This window comes from Hydrogenophaga sp. (assembly GCF_019635465.1).
Classification (GTDB): domain Bacteria; phylum Pseudomonadota; class Gammaproteobacteria; order Burkholderiales; family Burkholderiaceae_C; genus Hydrogenophaga.
The window spans coordinates 1-16,687 of record NZ_JAHBZK010000004.1; the positions used below are offsets into that span (position 1 = coordinate 1).

Consider the following 16,687-nt stretch of genomic DNA (forward strand, 5'->3'; position numbering starts at 1 on the left):
GCGCGCCTGCGCCGCGGCCGACCGCACCGGCCACGCCATGCTGCACACGCTGTACCAGCAGAACGTGGCAGCCCGCACCACCTTCTTCGTCGAATGGATGGCGCTCGATCTGGTGCGCGATGCCGAGGGCGACGTGGTCGGTGTGACCGCACTCGAGATGGAGACCGGTGAGGTCTACATGCTCGAAGCCAAGACCACGTTGCTGGCCACCGGCGGCGCGGGCCGCATCTTTGCGGCCTCCACCAACGCCTTCATCAACACCGGCGACGGCCTGGGCATGGCGGCACGCGCCGGCATCCCGCTGCAGGACATGGAGTTCTGGCAGTTCCACCCCACCGGCGTGGCCGGTGCTGGCGTGTTGCTGACCGAAGGCTGCCGTGGTGAAGGTGCCTTCCTGGTCAACAGCGAGGGCGAGCGCTTCATGGAACGCTATGCCCCGACGCTGAAGGATCTGGCACCGCGCGACTTCGTCTCGCGCTGCATGGACCAGGAGATCAAGGAAGGCCGTGGCTGTGGTCCCAACAAGGACTACGTGCTGCTGAACTTCAGCTACCTGAGCGCCGACACCATCCACAAACGCCTGCCCTCGGTGTACGAGATCGGCGTGAACTTCGCCAACGTCGACATCACGCGCGAGCCGATCCCCGTGGTGCCGACCATCCACTACCAGATGGGTGGCATCCCGACCAACGTGAATGGCCAGGTCGTCGTGCCCGATGGCGCGGGCAGCCAAAAGGTGGTCAACGGCCTGTATGCGGTGGGCGAGTGCTCCTGCGTGAGCGTGCACGGCGCCAACCGCCTGGGCACCAACTCGCTGCTGGACCTGCTGGTGTTCGGCCGCGCGGCCGGCAACCACATCGTCCAGTACAACGACAAGAACAAGACCCACAAGCCCGTGCCCAAGGACGGCGCAGACTTCACGATGTCGCGCCTGGCCCGCCTGGACAGCACCACCAGCGGCGAGTACGCGCAGAACGTGGCCAACGACATCCGCGCCGCGATGCAACAGCATGCGGGCGTGTTCCGCACCCAGGCCGGCATGGACGAAGGCGTGCAGAAGATCAACGCCATGCGCGAGCGCGTGGCCGGCATCGAACTCAAGGACAAGTCCAAGGTGTTCAACACCGCGCGCATCGAAGCGCTGGAGGTCGAGAACCTCATGGAATGCGCCCAGGCGACCATGACCTCGGCGGCAGCCCGCAAGGAATGCCGCGGCGCCCACACGGTGTACGACTACGAGCGCCCCGCCGACGACGCGCAATACCCGCTGGGCCGCAACGACGCCGACTGGATGAAGCACACGCTTTGGCACAGCGCCGACAACTCGCTGACCTACAAGCCGGTGAACCTCAAGCCGCTGACCGTCGAGTCCGTGCCGCCCAAGGTCCGCACGTTCTGAGCACGCCCCGGAGAAGAACATGGCACTTCGCACTTTCAAGATCTATCGCTACGACCCCGAAAAGGACGCCAAGCCCTACATGCAGACCATCCAGGTCGAGCTCGACGGGCACGAGCGCATGCTGCTCGACGCGCTGATGAAGCTCAAGGCGGTGGACCCGTCGATCTCGTTCCGCCGCTCCTGCCGCGAAGGCGTGTGCGGCTCGGACGCGATGAACATCAACGGCAAGAACGGTCTGGCCTGCCTGACCAACATGAACACGCTCAAGGGCGACATCGTGCTCAAGCCCCTGCCCGGCCTGCCGGTGGTGCGCGACCTGATCGTCGACATGACGCTGTTCTTCAAGCAGTACCACAGCATCAAGCCCTACCTCATCAACGAGTCGATCGCACCCGAGAAAGAGCGTCTGCAGTCGCCCGAAGAGCGCGAAGAGCTCAACGGCCTGTACGAATGCATTCTGTGCGCCAGCTGCTCGACCAGCTGCCCCAGCTTCTGGTGGAACCCGGACAAGTTCGTGGGTCCGGCCGGTCTGCTGCAGGCCTACCGCTTTATCGCCGACAGCCGTGACCAGGCCACCAGCGAGCGCCTCGACAACCTCGAGGACCCGTACCGCCTGTTCCGCTGCCACACCATCATGAACTGCGTCGATGTCTGCCCCAAGGGTCTGAACCCCACCAAGGCCATCGGCAAGATCAAGGAAATGATGGTGCTGCGCTCGGTCTGAGCACCATCCCAGAGCCCATGAACGGCGGCGACAACGCCCTGCTGGACGAACGCGGCTTGAGCAAGCTGCGCTGGCGCTGCCGTCGTGGGCTGCTCGAGAACGATCTGTTCATCGAGCGATTCTTCGAGCGGCACGCATCTTGCCTGACCGTTGGGCAGGCCAATGCGCTGGGCGCGTTGATGGACCTGTCCGACAACGACCTGCTGGATCTGCTGCTCGGCCGCAAGCCCCTCGAGGGCGAACTCGCACGCGACGACGTGCAGCGGGTCCTTGACCTGCTGCGCGGCGTCAGCCCAACCACCAGTACCGAGGAACCTGCATGAAACCCGTCGACAACAAAGCCACCCTGACGTTCTCCAACGGCAGCCCCAGCGTCGAACTGCCCGTGTATGGCGGCAACATCGGCCCGGACGTGATCGACATCCGCAAGCTGTATGCGCAGACGGGCATGTTCACCTACGACCCGGGCTTCCTGTCCACGGCGTCGTGCCAGTCGGCCATCACCTACATCGACGGCGACAAGGGCGAGCTGCTGTACCGCGGCTACCCCATCGAGCAGCTGGCCACCAACTGCGACTACCTCGACGTGTGCTACCTGCTGCTCAAGGGCGAACTGCCCGACGAGACGCAGCGTACCGAGTTCCACAAGCTCGTGACCAACCACACCATGGTCAACGAGCAGATGCAGTTCTTCCTGCGGGGCTTCCGCCGCGACGCGCACCCCATGGCCATCCTCACGGGCCTGGTCGGCGGCCTGTCGGCCTTCTATCACGACAGCACCGACATCAATAACCCGGAGCACCGCGAAATCGCCGCGATCCGCCTGATCGCCAAGATGCCGACGCTGGTGGCACTGGCCTATAAGTACAAGATGGGTCAGCCCTACATGTACCCGCAGAACAGCCTGTCCTACGCAGGCAACTTCATGCGCATGATGTTCGGCACCCCGTGCGAGGACTACGTGGTCAACCCGGTGCTCGAGCGCGCGCTGGACCGGATCTTCATCCTGCACGCCGACCACGAACAAAACGCTTCCACCTCGACCGTGCGGCTGTGTGCTTCGTCGGGCACCAACCCGTTCGCGGCCATTGCCGCGGGCGTGGCCTGCCTGTGGGGCCCTGCCCACGGTGGTGCCAACGAGGCCTGTCTGAACATGCTGGAAGACATCCAGCGCGACGGCGGCGTTGCCAAGGTCGGCGAGTTCATGGAGAAGGTCAAGGACAAGAACTCCGGCGTGAAGCTGATGGGCTTCGGTCACCGCGTGTACAAGAACTACGACCCGCGCGCCAAGCTCATGCAGGAAACCTGCAACGAAGTGCTGCAGGAGCTCGGTCTTGAGAATGACCCGCTGTTCAAGCTGGCCAAGCAGCTCGAGAAGATCGCCCTGGAAGACGACTACTTCGTGCAACGCAAGCTGTACCCGAACGTGGACTTCTACTCCGGCATCGTGCAGCGCGCCATCGGCATTCCGGTCAACCTGTTCACCGGCATCTTTGCGCTGGCGCGCACGGTCGGCTGGATCGCCCAGCTCAACGAAATGATCGGCGATCCTGAGTACAAGATCGGCCGTCCACGTCAACTGTTCACCGGCTCGCCGCGCCGCGACGTGCCGGCCGCCGCCAAGAAGTGATGCTGAACTGCGCAAGCTGACACTTGCAAACACCCGCCCAGGCGAATGCCTCGGCGGGTGTTGTCTTTCTACAGCCCGTAGAATCGTCGACCGGCCCACGAACGACCGATCAGAGACAAGCCATGGCCCGCACGCTGTACGACAAGATCTGGGACGAACACATCGTCCATACCGAAGAAGACGGCACCGCCGTTCTCTACATCGACCGCCATCTGGTGCACGAAGTCACCAGTCCGCAGGCTTTTGAAGGCCTGCGCGAACAGGGCCGAAAGGTCTGGCGCGTCAGCTCGGTTGTGGCCACCGCCGACCACAACACACCCACCACCGGCTGGGAACGCGGCTATGACGGCATTGCCGACCCGATCAGCAAAGAGCAGATCACCACGCTGGACGCCAACATTGCCGAATTTGGCGCGGCAGCGTTCTTCCCTTTCCTGTCGCAACGACAGGGCATCGTGCACGTGATCGGTCCCGAGAGTGGCGCCACGCTGCCCGGCATGACCGTTGTGTGCGGCGACTCGCACACCAGCACGCACGGCGCCTTCGGTGCCCTGGCCCACGGCATTGGCACCAGCGAAGTCGAGCACGTCCTCGCCACCCAGACGCTGCTGGCCAAGAAGGCCAAAAACATGCTGATCAAGGTGGAAGGTCAGTTGGCCAAGGGCGTGACCGCCAAGGACGTGGTGCTGGCCATCATCGGGCGCATCGGCACCGCGGGCGGCACGGGCTACACGATTGAATTCGCCGGCAGCGCCATCCGCTCGCTGTCGATGGAAGGCCGCATGACCGTGTGCAACATGGCCATCGAAGCGGGCGCACGCGCCGGTCTGGTGGCGGTGGACGACAAAACCATCGAGTACGTCAAAGGCCGTCCCCTCGCGCCGCAGGGCGTGGAATGGGATCAGGCAGTCAACTACTGGCGCACCCTGCATTCCGACCCCGGCGCTACCTTCGACACCGTGGTCGAACTCGACGCCACGAAAATCGTGCCGCAGGTGACCTGGGGCACCTCGCCCGAGATGGTTCTCGGCATCGATGCGCGCGTCCCCGACCCCGACAAGGAAAAGGACGCCACCAAGCGTGGCGCGATCGAACGCGCCCTGACCTACATGGCACTCGAACCCGGCAAAGCCATGAACGACATCTTCGTTGACAAGGTGTTCATCGGCTCCTGCACCAACAGCCGCATCGAAGACATGCGTGAAGCCGCCGCCATGGTGAAGAAGCTGGGCCAGCGAGTCGCCAAAAACGTCAAGCTGGCCATGGTGGTGCCCGGCTCCGGGCTGGTGAAGGCCCAGGCGGAACGCGAGGGTCTGCACGAGATATTCAAGGCCGCGGGCTTCGAATGGCGCGAGCCGGGCTGCAGCATGTGCCTGGCCATGAACGCCGACCGCCTGGAACCCGGCGAGCGCTGCGCCTCGACCAGCAACCGCAACTTTGAAGGTCGCCAGGGCGCTGGCGGTCGCACGCACCTGGTCTCACCGGCCATGGCCGCGGCCGCCGCCGTGCACGGCCATTTTGTCGACGTTCGCACCCTGGCCTGAGCGTCCCGTCCATCCGCCAAAGGAGATCCGCATGAAACGCATCCCATGGTTCATCGCCGCTGCGGCCGTGTGCGCCGCGCTTGCCGGTTGCAACACCTGGAGCGGCGTCAAGCAAGACGCCAAGGAAGTCGGTCAGGCCGCCGGCAAGGGCATTGAAAAGGCCGGCGAAAAAATTCAGGACGTGGCCAAGTAAGGCAAGGCGATGCAGAAGTTCACAGTGCACAAGGGGCTCGTGGCCCCGATGGATCGCGACAACGTCGACACCGACGCCATCATTCCGAAGCAGTTTCTGAAGTCGATCCGCAAGACCGGTTTCGGACCCAACCTGTTCGACGAGTGGCGCTACCTCGACAAGGGCGAACCCGGTCAAGACCAGACCAAGCGCAAGCCCAATCCGGACTTCATCCTCAATCTGCCGCGCTACACCGGTGCGTCGGTGCTGCTGGCGCGCAAGAACTTCGGCTGCGGCTCCAGCCGCGAACACGCGCCCTGGGCCATTGAGCAATACGGCTTTCGCGCGCTGATCGCCCCCAGTTTCGCCGACATCTTCTTCAACAACTGCTTCAAAAACGGCCTGCTGCCCATCGTGCTGCCCGAGGCCACGGTATCGCGCCTGTTCGACGAGGTCGCGGCGTTTCCCGGATACAGCCTCACGATCGACCTGGAGCGCCAGGTGATCGTTGAACCACAAGGCGGCGAGATCGCGTTCGACGTGCAGCCGTTTCGCAAGTACTGCCTGCTCAATGGCCTGGACGACATCGGTTTGACCTTGCGCCACAAAGACAAGATCACCGCCTACGAAGCCGAGCGCCTGGCCACCAAGCCCTGGCTCGCCCATACCCTCAACGGCTGACAGACAGCCTTGCCAAATGAAGATTGCAGTTCTCCCCGGTGACGGCATCGGCACCGAAATCGTTGCCGAAGCGGTCAAGGTGCTCCAGGCGCTGGACCTGTCGTTTGAGATGGAATCCGCCCCCGTGGGCGGTGCCGCCTACGAGGCACATGGTCACCCGCTGCCGGAATCGACGTTGAAGCTGGCGCAGCAGGCCGACGCCGTGCTGTTCGGTGCGGTGGGCGACTGGAAATACGACAAGCTCGAACGCGCATTGCGCCCCGAGCAGGCGATCCTGGGTTTGCGCAAGCACATGGGGCTGTTCGCCAACTTCCGTCCGGCCATCTGCTACCCCGAGCTGGTGGGTGCCTCCACCCTCAAGCCCGAGGTGATTTCGGGACTGGACATCCTCATCATCCGGGAGCTGACGGGCGACATTTACTTCGGCCAGCCTCGAGGCCGACGCACCGCGGCGGACGGGCACTTCCCGGGTGCTGACGAAGCCTTCGACACGATGCGCTACAGCAAGCCCGAGATCGAGCGCATTGCGCACGTGGCGTTTCAGGCGGCACGCAAACGCAGCAAGAAGGTGACCAGCGTTGACAAGGCCAACGTGCTGGAGACCTTCCAGTTCTGGAAAGACGTGGTGACCGAAGTGCACGCGCAGTACCCGGATGTCGAGCTGGAGCACATGTACGTCGACAACGCTGCCATGCAACTGGTGCGCGCACCCAAGAAATTCGACGTGGTGGTCACCGGCAACATGTTTGGCGACATCCTGTCGGACGAGGCCTCCATGCTGACCGGCTCGATCGGCATGCTGCCCTCGGCCAGCCTCAATGCCAGCAACCAGGGTCTGTATGAGCCCAGCCACGGCAGCGCACCCGACATCGCGGGCAAAGGCGTGGCGAACCCATTGGCCACCATCCTGAGTGCGGCCATGATGTTGCGCTTCAGCCTCAATCAGGCCCAGGCGGCTGATCGCATCGAGGCGGCGGTGAAGGCGGTGCTGGCCCAGGGACTGCGCACCCCCGACATCCACAGCGAAGGCACCACCAAAGTCGGCACCGCTGAAATGGGTGCCGCCGTGGTGAAAGCGCTGCGCTGACCGCTCGCCGGGCCTTGATCGGCCCGCGCTTGCACTACAATCCGCGACCATGTTTGCCGCCAGCCCGTTCCTGTTGAACACTGCATCCGCCGCCCTGGTGGGTGTCGCTGTGTGCGCAATCTCCACCAAAACCACGACCATTAAGGGCTGACACAGCCTGGTTCGTCGTGCGCCCTCCCCGGCCAGACGAGCCGGGCGAGTCGGTCTGGTCAACACCGGATCACTTCACTGAAAGGGCGAACTGCAATGAGCAAATTGGTAGGCTTGGTTGGCTGGCGCGGCATGGTGGGCTCCGTGCTGATGGACCGCATGGTCGAAGAAGGCGACTTCGACCTCATCGAACCCATCTTCTTCTCCACCTCCAATGCGGGTGGTGCAGCACCGGCCATGGCCAAGAACGAAGCCAAACTGCTGGACGCCAACAACATCGATGCGCTCAAGCGCTGTGACATCGTCATTACCTGCCAAGGGGGCGACTACACCACCGATGTCTTCCCCAAGTTGCGCGCGGCCGGCTGGAACGGCCACTGGATCGACGCCGCCTCTTCCCTGCGCATGAAGAACGACGCGGTCATCGTGCTCGACCCCGTGAACATGCCGGTCATCAAGGACGCATTGGCCAAAGGCGGTCGCAACTGGATTGGTGGCAACTGCACCGTGAGCTGCATGCTGATGGGTGTGGGCGCGCTCTACAAAGCGGGACTGGTTGAGTGGATGAGCACACAGACCTACCAGGCCGCCAGCGGCGGCGGCGCTCAGCACATGCGCGAGTTGCTCACCCAATACGGCACGCTCAATGCCGAGGTCAAGGCGCTGCTGGACGACCCCAAGAGCGCCATTCTGGAAATTGACCGCAAGGTGATCGCCAAACAACGCGCACTTTCCGGGTCGGACGTTGCCAACTTCGGCGTGCCGCTGGGCGGTTCGCTCATTCCCTGGATCGACAAGGACATGGGCAACGGCGTGTCCCGCGAAGAGTGGAAGGGCATGGCCGAGACCAACAAGATTCTTGGCCAGGGCGAGGGTTTCAACGCACCCGCCGTGCCAGTTGATGGTTTCTGCGTGCGAGTGGGCGCCATGCGGTGCCACTCACAGGCACTGACCTTCAAGCTGCGCAAGGACGTACCGCTGGCCGACATCGAGGCCATGATCGCTGCGGACAACCCGTGGGTCAAAATGGTGCCCAACACCCGGGAGGACACCATGCGCGACCTCACGCCGGTGGCGGTGACGGGCACCATGTCGATTCCGGTCGGTCGCCTGCGAAAAATGGCGATGGGGCCGGAATACCTCGGCGCCTTCACCATTGGCGACCAGCTGCTGTGGGGTGCCGCGGAGCCGTTGCGCCGCATGCTGCGGATTCTGTTGCAGGACTGAGTCTCACCCCGGGGGGTAGGTGCGAGGCCGTTCTCGTTGCAGGTGAACAACGGGAACGGGCCCCCTCGCAGTGACGAGCGGTAGCCTCAGAAACTCAAGCGGATTCTCAGCTTGTAACCGTAATCCGTTGATGTTAAGGTCAATTCTCGGTTTTTGACGTCGAGGTTCCAGTGCCATCCCCCACCCGCCACACCCCATCGCCCGCTGCCTCGTCCGTGTCGAAACACACGAAGCGAATGGGCTTTGCGGGCCTGCACGCCGTCGCGGCGGCGGCCCTGGTGTCGACCTTGATGCTTCACCCGGGCGACGCCAACGCGCTCGCACTGGGAAGAGTTGTTGTTCAGTCCGCCCTGGGCGAACCACTGCGCGCCGAGATTGACGTACCTGACATCAGTGCGACCGAACAATCCAGCCTCCGGGTGGGATTGGCGTCCGGAGACACCTACCGTGCCGCGGGCGTCGACGTCAGCCCAGCGCTCAATCAACTCGAAATCACGCTTCAGCGCCGTGCCGATGGGCGGGCCTTCCTCCGTCTTCGCAGCCCGAACCCGGTCAACGAGCCGTTCCTTGACCTGATCCTGGAAGCCAACTGGTCGACCGGCCGACTGGTGCGCGACTACACGTTGCTGTTCGATCCGCCCAGCCTGCGTGCCAAGGCGCCTGCGCCTGCACCCGTTGCGCCCATTGCCCAGGCCCCGCGGCCAGCGCCTGCACCGTCGGCTGCGCCAGCACCTGCTGCCGCACCGGTGAGCCCCGCACCAGCGGCGCCTCGCGCCGCCAGCGCAGAACCCGCGCCGGCCCCCGCACCCGCCGAAGGACCGCGCCAAGTCACCGTGCAACGCGGCGACACCGCAGGCGGCATCGCCGCCGCCAACCGGCCCTCCGGCGTGTCACTGGATCAAATGCTGGTGGCCATGTTGCAGGCCAACCCGAATGCCTTCGTTGATGGCAACGTCAACCGCTTGCGTGCGGGCGCCGTCATCGACCTGCCCAACCGAGATGCCGCCAGCGCCGTCAGCGCCAGCGAAGCTCGCCAGACCATCGCAGCACAAAGCCGCGACTTCGACGAATATCGCCGCCGCCTGGCGGGCGCTGTGCCCCAGGCCCAGGTCGAGGCAGCAGATCGCCAGGCCAGTGGCCAGGTACAAGCCGAGGTTCAGGATCGTGCGGCGCCAGCGCCGAGCACCGATCGTCTGACCTTGAGCCAACCCAAGGCGGAAGCCGGCGCCGAATCCAAGATCGCCGAAGAGCGCCAGACCAAGGACGCCTCTCAGCGAACTGCAGAGCTCTCCCGCAACATCGAAGAGCTCTCCAAGCTGGGCCAACAGGCGACACCTGCGCCGACCCCAGCGCCTGCGGCTGCCGCCCCCGAACCCGCTCCTGCCCCCGCGGCGGCGCCAGCGCCCACGGCAGAGGCGCCCGCGGCCCCGCCAGCACCTGCGCCCGAGGCTCAGGCACCCGCACCTGCCCCCGCAGCTCCGGCACCAGCCCCTGCCCCGGCCGTCGTCAAAGCGCCCACCCCGCCGGCCCTGCCCGCGCCCGCTGCGCAAGAGCCCAGCCTCATCGACTCCCTCAGCGAGAACCCCCTGGTGCTGCCCGTCGCTGGTGGCTTGCTGGCTTTGTTGGCTGGCTTCGGCCTGTGGCGCATGCGTCAACGCAAAGCCTCGGCCAACGTGGACAGCTCTTTCCTTGAAAGCCGCCTGCAACCCGACTCCTTCTTTGGCTCCAGCGGTGGTCAGCGCATCGACACCGCCGAGGCCATGGCGTCCGGCTCGTCCATGGTGTATTCGCCCAGCCAGCTGGACGCCGCGGGCGACGTCGACCCGGTCGCAGAAGCCGACGTCTACCTCGCATACGGACGCGATCTGCAGGCCGAAGAGATCCTCAAGGAAGCGATGCGCAGCACCCCGACGCGGGTGGCCATTCACACCAAGCTGCTTGAGATTTATGCCAAGCGCCGCGATGCGCGCGCATTTGAAGTCGTGGCCAGCGAAGCATTTGGCCTGACCCAGGGCGAAGGTGCGGAATGGGAGCGTGCCTGCGAATTGGGTCGCGAACTGGATCCCTCCAACCCGCTGTATCAACCGGGCGGACACCCGGTGGCCAAGGCCGTCGCGGGCACAGCACCTGGCCCCTTGCAGACCGCACCGTTCGGTCCGAGCACGGTCAACCTGGGCACCGGGCCCGCGACCGGCGCTGGCGCCCTGGACCTCGATCTTGACTTCTCGCTCGACGATGCGGCTGCCTCAGGTCCGGATTCGCGGCCAGTGGCACCCATGTCGGGGCTCGACGACCTCGACTCCACCGAAGCGCTCACCGCAAGCGCCAGCCCCGTCGATGCCCAGCCCTCTGGTGCCATGGACTTCGACCTGGACTTGCCCGACGAATCGCCGGCCGGCAATGTCGAGCGGGCCGAGACCGCACCGGTCACGCTCGAAGTGCCCAGCCTGGATCACGTCACGCCTGAGGCTGTGGCCGCACCCAGCTTCGACCTGGATCTGGGCAATCCGCCGGCGGTGCAAGCCCCCGCCACAGCAGACGCTGCTGCCTCCGGGATGATGGACTTCAACCTGGGCGACCTCAACCTCGACCTCGAGGGCGGTGCCGGCAAGACCGCGGAGGTAACGGCCGCCCCCACCCCGGCCGAACTCACCGAAGAAAATCCCCTCGAGACCAAGCTGTCGCTGGCGGAAGAATTCCGCGCCATCGGCGACTTCGAAGGCGCTCGATCGCTGGCTGAAGAAGTGCTGGCCGAAGCCTCCGGCCCCCTCAAAACCAAGGCGAGCACCTTCTTGTCCGATCTGGCCTGACGCCATCGCTTGACCGACCCCTCGCCCTCGCCCGACACGCCCAGCCCGATGCACCGCATCGCGCTGGGCGTGAGCTTTAACGGAAGTGCCTACGACGGCTGGCAAAGCCAACCCAGTGGCAGAACAGTCCAGGACCACCTGGAGCAGGCCCTGGCCAAGTTCTGCGCCTTGCCTGCCATCAACACCTTGTGTGCGGGACGCACCGACGCAGGCGTGCACGGCCTGATGCAGGTGGTGCACTTCGACGTGCAGTTACAGCGCACGGAGAACGCCTGGGTACGAGGCACCAACAGCTTTCTGCCCGCAGACATTGCCGTGCAGTGGGCGCGCGAGGTACCGCAAAACTTTCACGCCCGGGCAAGTGCCATCGCGCGTCGCTACGCCTACGTGCTGCTCGAATCGCCCGTGCGACCCAGCGTGGACCAGGGGCAGGTGGGCTGGGTGTTCAGGCCACTGGCTTTGGAACCCATGCTTGCCGCCGCGCAGGCCCTGCTGGGCGAACACGACTTCACCTCGTTTCGCGCGTCCCAATGCCAGGCCCACACCCCGGTCAAGACGCTTCGTCGTCTCGACATACAAAGGCGTGGGGCCTATTGGCGATTCGAATTCGAAGCCAATGCCTTCCTGCACCACATGATCCGCAACATCATGGGCTGCCTGATCGCCATCGGCAGTGGCAACCGCCCACCGGACTGGATGACACAGGTGCTGGCAGCCAAAGACCGTGACGCCGCGGCGCCCACCTTTTCCCCCGACGGCCTGTACTTTCTCGGCCCCGTCTACGATGCCGTCTGGAACCTGCCTGAGCGGACCGCCGCCTTTGACTGGCTGCCATGACATCCCACAGACGCACACGCATCAAGTTCTGCGGCCTGACACGCGAAAAGGACGTGGATGCCGCGGTGCAGCTGGGCGCCGATGCGGTCGGCTTCGTGATGTACGCCCCCAGCCCCCGCTTCGTGACGCCCGAGCGGGCCGGCGCCCTGGCGCGACGTCTACCGGCGTTCGTCACCCCGGTTCTGCTGTTCGTCAATGCCAGCGCCGAGGCCATCGCGCAAGGGCTGACCGCGGTGCCGCAGGCGGTGCTGCAGTTCCACGGCGACGAGTCTCCCGAAGAATGCGATGCGGCGAAGCACCCTTACCTGCGCGCGGCCCGCATTCCGACAGGCGACGCCGGCAAGGGATTTGATCTTCTACAATTCGCGAACCGCTTCGCCACCGCCCAGGCCATCCTGCTGGATGCCCACGTTGAGGGATTTGGCGGCGGCGGTCAATCCTTCGACTGGACAGCATTCCCTTGGTCACATCCTCGACTAAACGCCAGCTCTCGCCTCGTTTTGTCTGGTGGACTCACGCCTGCAAACGTGACCGATGGCATTCACCTCGTACGGCCCTGGGCCGTTGACGTGAGTTCCGGCATCGAGGTGTCCAAGGGCATCAAGAGCGCCGAGAAGATGCAGGCCTTTGTGGCCGCCGTGCGCGCCGCCGATGCGACGCCACCGCCCCCGCAGTCCCCCTGAGCCAATGCCGGGTCTTGCTGCGGGCCATCCATCGATCAGGATTCCCGACCATGCAGACCCCCTACCAGCAACCCGACCCGCGCGGCCATTTCGGCATCTACGGTGGCAGCTTTGTGAGCGAGACGCTCACACACGCCATCAACGAGCTCAAGGCCGCCTACGCCAAGTACCAGCACGACCCGGAGTTTCTCGCCGAATTCCGGTACGAACTGGCACATTTCGTGGGCCGGCCCAGCCCCGTTTACCACGCTGCGCGCACCAGCCGCGAACTGGGCGGCGCGCAGATCTTCCTCAAGCGCGAGGACCTCAACCACACCGGCGCCCACAAGGTGAACAACACCATCGGGCAGGCCATGCTGGCGCGGCGCATGGGCAAGCCGCGCATCATTGCCGAGACCGGCGCGGGCCAGCACGGCGTGGCCACCGCCACCATCTGCGCGCGCTACGGCCTCGAGTGCGTGGTGTATATGGGCAGCGAAGACGTCAAGCGCCAAAGCCCCAACGTCTATCGCATGAAGCTGCTGGGCGCCACTGTGGTGCCGGTGGACAGCGGCAGCCGAACGCTCAAGGACGCGCTCAACGAAGCCTTGCGTGACTGGGTCGCCAACGTCGACAACACCTTCTACATCATTGGCACGGTTGCCGGCCCGCACCCCTACCCGATGATGGTGCGCGACTTCCAGAGTGTCATTGGCGAAGAGTGCATCAAGCAGATGCCGCAGATGCTCAAGGAGGCCGGCTGCAAGGGCAAACAGCCCGACGCGGTGGTGGCCTGCGTGGGAGGTGGCAGCAACGCCATGGGCATCTTCTACCCCTACATCGGCCACGAGCGCACCCGCCTGATTGGCGTGGAGGCGGCCGGTGAGGGTCTGGACAGTGGCAAACACTCGGCCTCTCTGCAGAAGGGCAGCCCCGGCGTGCTGCACGGCAACCGCACCTACGTGCTGCAAGACGACAACGGGCAGGTCACCGAGACACACAGCGTGAGCGCCGGGCTGGACTACCCGGGCGTGGGACCGGAGCACGCCTACCTCAAGGACATCGGCCGCGCCGAGTACGTCGGCATCACCGACACCGAGGCACTCGAAGCCTTTCACCACCTGTGTCGCACCGAAGGCATCATCCCGGCGCTCGAATCGAGCCACGCGCTGGCGCACGCCATGAAACTGGCCAAGACCATGAAACCCACCCAGTCCATCCTGGTCAACCTGTCCGGCCGTGGCGACAAGGACATCGGCACCGTGGCCGATCTGTCCAAGGCCGATTTCTATTGCCGCCCCAGCTGCCGCGGGCAGTCGGTCAAAGGCGGCGACGCGACGATCGAGGTGAAACGATGAGCCGCATTGAACAAACCCTGACCGCGCTCAAGGCCGAGGGTCGCAAGGCGCTCATCCCCTACGTGACCGCCGGCTTCCCTTATGCCGACATCACCGTCGACCTGATGCACGGCATGGCCGAGGCCGGTGCCGACATCATCGAGCTGGGCGTGCCATTCTCCGATCCGTCCGCAGATGGCCCGGTGATTCAGAAGGCCGGCGATCGCGCGCTGGCGGCTGGCGTGGGCCTGGCTCAGGTCATCGCCATGGTCAAGCGCTTTCGCGAGCGCAACCAGAAGACGCCCGTCGTCCTCATGGGCTACGCCAACCCGGTGGAACGCTATGACCAGAAGCATGGCCAGGGCGCATTCGTGAAGGACGCGGCCGAGGCCGGTGTTGACGGCGTGCTGGTGGTCGACTACCCACCCGAAGAGTGCGAAGACTTCGCCAAGGCCTTGCGCGCACGCGACATGGACCTGATCTTTCTGCTCGCGCCCACCTCCACCGACGAGCGCATGGCGCAGGTCGCGCAGGTGGCCAGTGGGTACGTCTACTACGTCTCGCTCAAGGGAGTCACCGGTGCTGGCACGCTCGACGTCTCGCAGGTCGAGGCCATGCTGCCGCGCATCCGCCAACACGTGCACATCCCGGTGGGAGTCGGCTTCGGCATCCGCGACGCCGACACGGCACGCGCGATTGGCAAAACCGCCGACGCCGTGGTAATTGGCAGCCGCTTGATCCAGCTGATCGAGAACGAACCCCACGAGAAGGTCGTGCCCATCGCTGGTCAGTTCCTGCGCACCATCCGAAAGGCGCTCGACGCATAATCCCGCCTCGCGCCCGTACACCCCCGGAGAACCGAATGTCCTGGCTGGAAAAGCTCCTCCCCCCCAAGATCTCCCCGACCGACCCCACCGAGCGCCGCAGCGTGCCCGAGGGCCTGTGGGTGAAGTGCCCTAGTTGCGAAGCCGTTCTCTACAAGAACGACCTCGAAAAGAACCAGAACGTCTGCCCGCACTGCGCGCACCACCACCGCATCGGTGCGCGTGCGCGCCTGGACGCGTTTCTGGACGCGGAGGGTCGCTATGAGGTCGCGCAAGAAGTGCTGCCCGTCGACGCCCTGAAGTTCAAGGACAGCCGCAAGTACCCCGAGCGCCTGAAAGAGGCGCTTGAGACTACCGGCGAAACCGACGCGCTCATCGTCATGGGCGGCGCCGTCAAAGGCATGAGCCTGGTGGCCGCCTGCTTCGAGTTCGACTTCATGGGCGGCTCGATGGGTTCGGTGGTCGGCGAGCGCTTTGTGCGAGGCGTCGAAGAGGCCATCTCGCAAAAGGTGCCCTTCGTGTGCTTCACCGCGACCGGCGGTGCGCGCATGCAGGAAGGCCTGCTGTCGCTGATGCAGATGGCCAAGACCAACGCGGCCCTCACGCGCCTGGCCAAGAAAGGCCTGCCCTACATCAGCGTGCTGACCGACCCCACAATGGGCGGCGTGAGTGCCGGGTTTGCGTTCGTGGGCGATGTGGTGATTGCCGAGCCCAAGGCGCTGATCGGCTTTGCCGGCCCGCGGGTGATTGAGAACACTGTGCGCGTGAAGCTTCCCGAAGGCTTCCAGCGCGCCGAATTCCTGCAGACCAAGGGTGCGGTCGACTTCATCTGCGACCGTCGTGAGCTGCGTGGGCAGGTGGCCAGCATCCTGGCCATGCTGCAACGCCAGAGCGCCGACGCGGTGGTGAACGATTGAGCAACGCCTCCGCTGCCGACACGCTCAAGCTGACGCAGCTGCCACTGTTCCCGCTGCAGACCGTTCTGTTTCCGGGCGGCTGGCTGCCGCTGCGCATTTTCGAAGTGCGCTACCTCGACATGATCGGCCGCTGCCACAAGGCGGGCGCACCTTTCGGGGTGGTCTGCCTGAGCCAGGGCATCGAGGTACGGCGCGTCGATCCGAATGCGCCACCTGGCGGCGACGGCTTCGCCAAGGAGGTTTTTCATCCGGTGGGCGTGTTGGCGCAGATCGAAGCACTTGAACGACCCCAGCCCGGCCTGATGATGATTCGTTGTCGTGGCATGCAACGCTTTCAGGTCACGCGCCGCAGCCAGTTGCCACACGGCCTGTGGGTGGCCGATGTGGACTTGCTTGCCGCAGACGCGGCGGTTGCGCCGCCGCCGGACCTGCTTTCCACGGTCGAAGGGCTCAAGCGCGTATTGGCCAACCTGACGGAGCGCCAGGCGGGCGCCACCGAGCAGTTGCCCATTCAGCCGCCCTATCGGTGGGACGACGCCGGGTGGGTGGCGAACCGCTGGGCAGAATTGCTGCCCGCGCCAACCGACTTGAAGCAGCGCTTGATGGCGCTCGACAACCCCCTTCTGCGGCTGGAGTTGGTAGCAGACCTGCTGGAAAAACTCGGACTGGACCGCGCTGAACCCTGA

The 16,687-nt window shown here is 65.0% G+C and carries 16 protein-coding genes; all 16 read left to right on the forward strand.

Features of this window, described 5'->3' with window-relative positions; translation table 11 throughout:
- Window positions 1-1,399: FAD-binding protein (locus KF871_RS04180; RefSeq protein ID WP_291138717.1), on the forward strand; the 1,399-nt coding region annotated here is incomplete at its 5' end.
- A 19-nt stretch (window positions 1,400-1,418) separates the two neighbouring features.
- Window positions 1,419-2,123: a succinate dehydrogenase iron-sulfur subunit gene (locus tag KF871_RS04185; protein WP_291138719.1), complete on the forward strand. Its 705-nt coding sequence runs from the start codon at window positions 1,419-1,421 to the stop codon at window positions 2,121-2,123.
- A gap of 17 nt (window positions 2,124-2,140) precedes the next feature.
- Window positions 2,141-2,446, forward strand: coding sequence for a succinate dehydrogenase assembly factor 2 (locus tag KF871_RS04190; RefSeq protein WP_291138721.1), 306 nt, complete (start codon window positions 2,141-2,143; stop codon window positions 2,444-2,446).
- Window positions 2,443-3,753: a citrate synthase gene (locus tag KF871_RS04195; protein ID WP_291138723.1), complete on the forward strand. Its 1,311-nt coding sequence runs from the start codon at window positions 2,443-2,445 to the stop codon at window positions 3,751-3,753. The genes KF871_RS04190 and KF871_RS04195 overlap by 4 nt, the downstream gene beginning before the upstream one ends.
- 122 nt (window positions 3,754-3,875) lie before the next feature.
- Window positions 3,876-5,297, forward strand: coding sequence for a 3-isopropylmalate dehydratase large subunit (leuC, locus tag KF871_RS04200; RefSeq protein ID WP_291138725.1), 1,422 nt, complete (start codon window positions 3,876-3,878; stop codon window positions 5,295-5,297).
- A 31-nt stretch (window positions 5,298-5,328) separates the two neighbouring features.
- The gene (locus tag KF871_RS04205; RefSeq protein WP_291138727.1) at window positions 5,329-5,490 is read left to right on the forward strand and encodes an entericidin EcnAB; all 162 of its coding nucleotides are present in this window, start codon (window positions 5,329-5,331) and stop codon (window positions 5,488-5,490) included.
- A 9-nt stretch (window positions 5,491-5,499) separates the two neighbouring features.
- Complete coding sequence (gene leuD / locus KF871_RS04210; RefSeq protein ID WP_291138729.1) at window positions 5,500-6,150, forward strand: 3-isopropylmalate dehydratase small subunit; 651 nt, start codon at window positions 5,500-5,502, stop codon at window positions 6,148-6,150.
- Window positions 6,151-6,166: 16 nt separating this feature from the next.
- Window positions 6,167-7,237 carry a 3-isopropylmalate dehydrogenase gene (gene leuB, locus KF871_RS04215; RefSeq protein ID WP_291138731.1) on the forward strand — a complete coding sequence of 357 codons (1,071 nt, stop codon included), beginning with the start codon at window positions 6,167-6,169 and terminating at the stop codon, window positions 7,235-7,237.
- Between the two features lie 246 nt (window positions 7,238-7,483).
- Window positions 7,484-8,614, forward strand: a complete 1,131-nt coding sequence (gene asd / locus KF871_RS04220) for an aspartate-semialdehyde dehydrogenase (RefSeq protein WP_291138733.1) — start codon at window positions 7,484-7,486, stop codon at window positions 8,612-8,614.
- Between the two features lie 215 nt (window positions 8,615-8,829).
- On the forward strand, window positions 8,830-11,424 hold the full coding sequence (locus KF871_RS04225; RefSeq protein WP_367172036.1) for a FimV/HubP family polar landmark protein: 2,595 nt from the start codon (window positions 8,830-8,832) through the stop codon (window positions 11,422-11,424).
- Between the two features lie 48 nt (window positions 11,425-11,472).
- Window positions 11,473-12,261, forward strand: a complete 789-nt coding sequence (gene truA, locus KF871_RS04230; protein ID WP_291139222.1) for a tRNA pseudouridine(38-40) synthase TruA — start codon at window positions 11,473-11,475, stop codon at window positions 12,259-12,261.
- Window positions 12,258-12,944, forward strand: a complete 687-nt coding sequence (locus tag KF871_RS04235; RefSeq protein WP_291138735.1) for a phosphoribosylanthranilate isomerase — start codon at window positions 12,258-12,260, stop codon at window positions 12,942-12,944. The genes truA and KF871_RS04235 overlap by 4 nt, the downstream gene beginning before the upstream one ends.
- A 50-nt stretch (window positions 12,945-12,994) precedes the next feature.
- The gene (gene trpB / locus KF871_RS04240) at window positions 12,995-14,281 is read left to right on the forward strand and encodes a tryptophan synthase subunit beta (RefSeq protein ID WP_291138737.1); all 1,287 of its coding nucleotides are present in this window, start codon (window positions 12,995-12,997) and stop codon (window positions 14,279-14,281) included.
- Window positions 14,278-15,087, forward strand: coding sequence for a tryptophan synthase subunit alpha (gene trpA / locus KF871_RS04245; protein WP_291138739.1), 810 nt, complete (start codon window positions 14,278-14,280; stop codon window positions 15,085-15,087). Before trpB ends, trpA begins: the two co-directional genes overlap by 4 nt.
- A 35-nt stretch (window positions 15,088-15,122) precedes the next feature.
- Complete coding sequence (gene accD / locus KF871_RS04250; protein WP_291138741.1) at window positions 15,123-16,001, forward strand: acetyl-CoA carboxylase, carboxyltransferase subunit beta; 879 nt, start codon at window positions 15,123-15,125, stop codon at window positions 15,999-16,001.
- Entirely contained in the window at window positions 15,998-16,687 is a 690-nt protein-coding gene (locus KF871_RS04255) for an LON peptidase substrate-binding domain-containing protein (RefSeq protein ID WP_291138743.1), read from the forward strand. Before accD ends, KF871_RS04255 begins: the two co-directional genes overlap by 4 nt.

Excerpts from the sequence above, each read along its gene's own strand:
- leuD (WP_291138729.1), top strand. The coding sequence starts at position 5,500 with ATGCAGAAGTTCACAGTGCACAAGGGGCTCGTGGCCCCGATGGATCGC.
- KF871_RS04195 (WP_291138723.1), top strand. The coding sequence starts at position 2,443 with ATGAAACCCGTCGACAACAAAGCCACCCTGACGTTCTCCAACGGCAGC.
- KF871_RS04185 (WP_291138719.1), top strand. The coding sequence starts at position 1,419 with ATGGCACTTCGCACTTTCAAGATCTATCGCTACGACCCCGAAAAGGAC.
- leuC (WP_291138725.1), top strand. The coding sequence starts at position 3,876 with ATGGCCCGCACGCTGTACGACAAGATCTGGGACGAACACATCGTCCAT.
- KF871_RS04190 (WP_291138721.1), top strand. The coding sequence starts at position 2,141 with ATGAACGGCGGCGACAACGCCCTGCTGGACGAACGCGGCTTGAGCAAG.
- leuB (WP_291138731.1), top strand. The coding sequence starts at position 6,167 with ATGAAGATTGCAGTTCTCCCCGGTGACGGCATCGGCACCGAAATCGTT.
- KF871_RS04205 (WP_291138727.1), top strand. The coding sequence starts at position 5,329 with ATGAAACGCATCCCATGGTTCATCGCCGCTGCGGCCGTGTGCGCCGCG.
- KF871_RS04235 (WP_291138735.1), top strand. The coding sequence starts at position 12,258 with ATGACATCCCACAGACGCACACGCATCAAGTTCTGCGGCCTGACACGC.
- asd (WP_291138733.1), top strand. The coding sequence starts at position 7,484 with ATGAGCAAATTGGTAGGCTTGGTTGGCTGGCGCGGCATGGTGGGCTCC.
- trpA (WP_291138739.1), top strand. The coding sequence starts at position 14,278 with ATGAGCCGCATTGAACAAACCCTGACCGCGCTCAAGGCCGAGGGTCGC.
- truA (WP_291139222.1), top strand. The coding sequence starts at position 11,473 with ATGCACCGCATCGCGCTGGGCGTGAGCTTTAACGGAAGTGCCTACGAC.
- accD (WP_291138741.1), top strand. The coding sequence starts at position 15,123 with ATGTCCTGGCTGGAAAAGCTCCTCCCCCCCAAGATCTCCCCGACCGAC.
- trpB (WP_291138737.1), top strand. The coding sequence starts at position 12,995 with ATGCAGACCCCCTACCAGCAACCCGACCCGCGCGGCCATTTCGGCATC.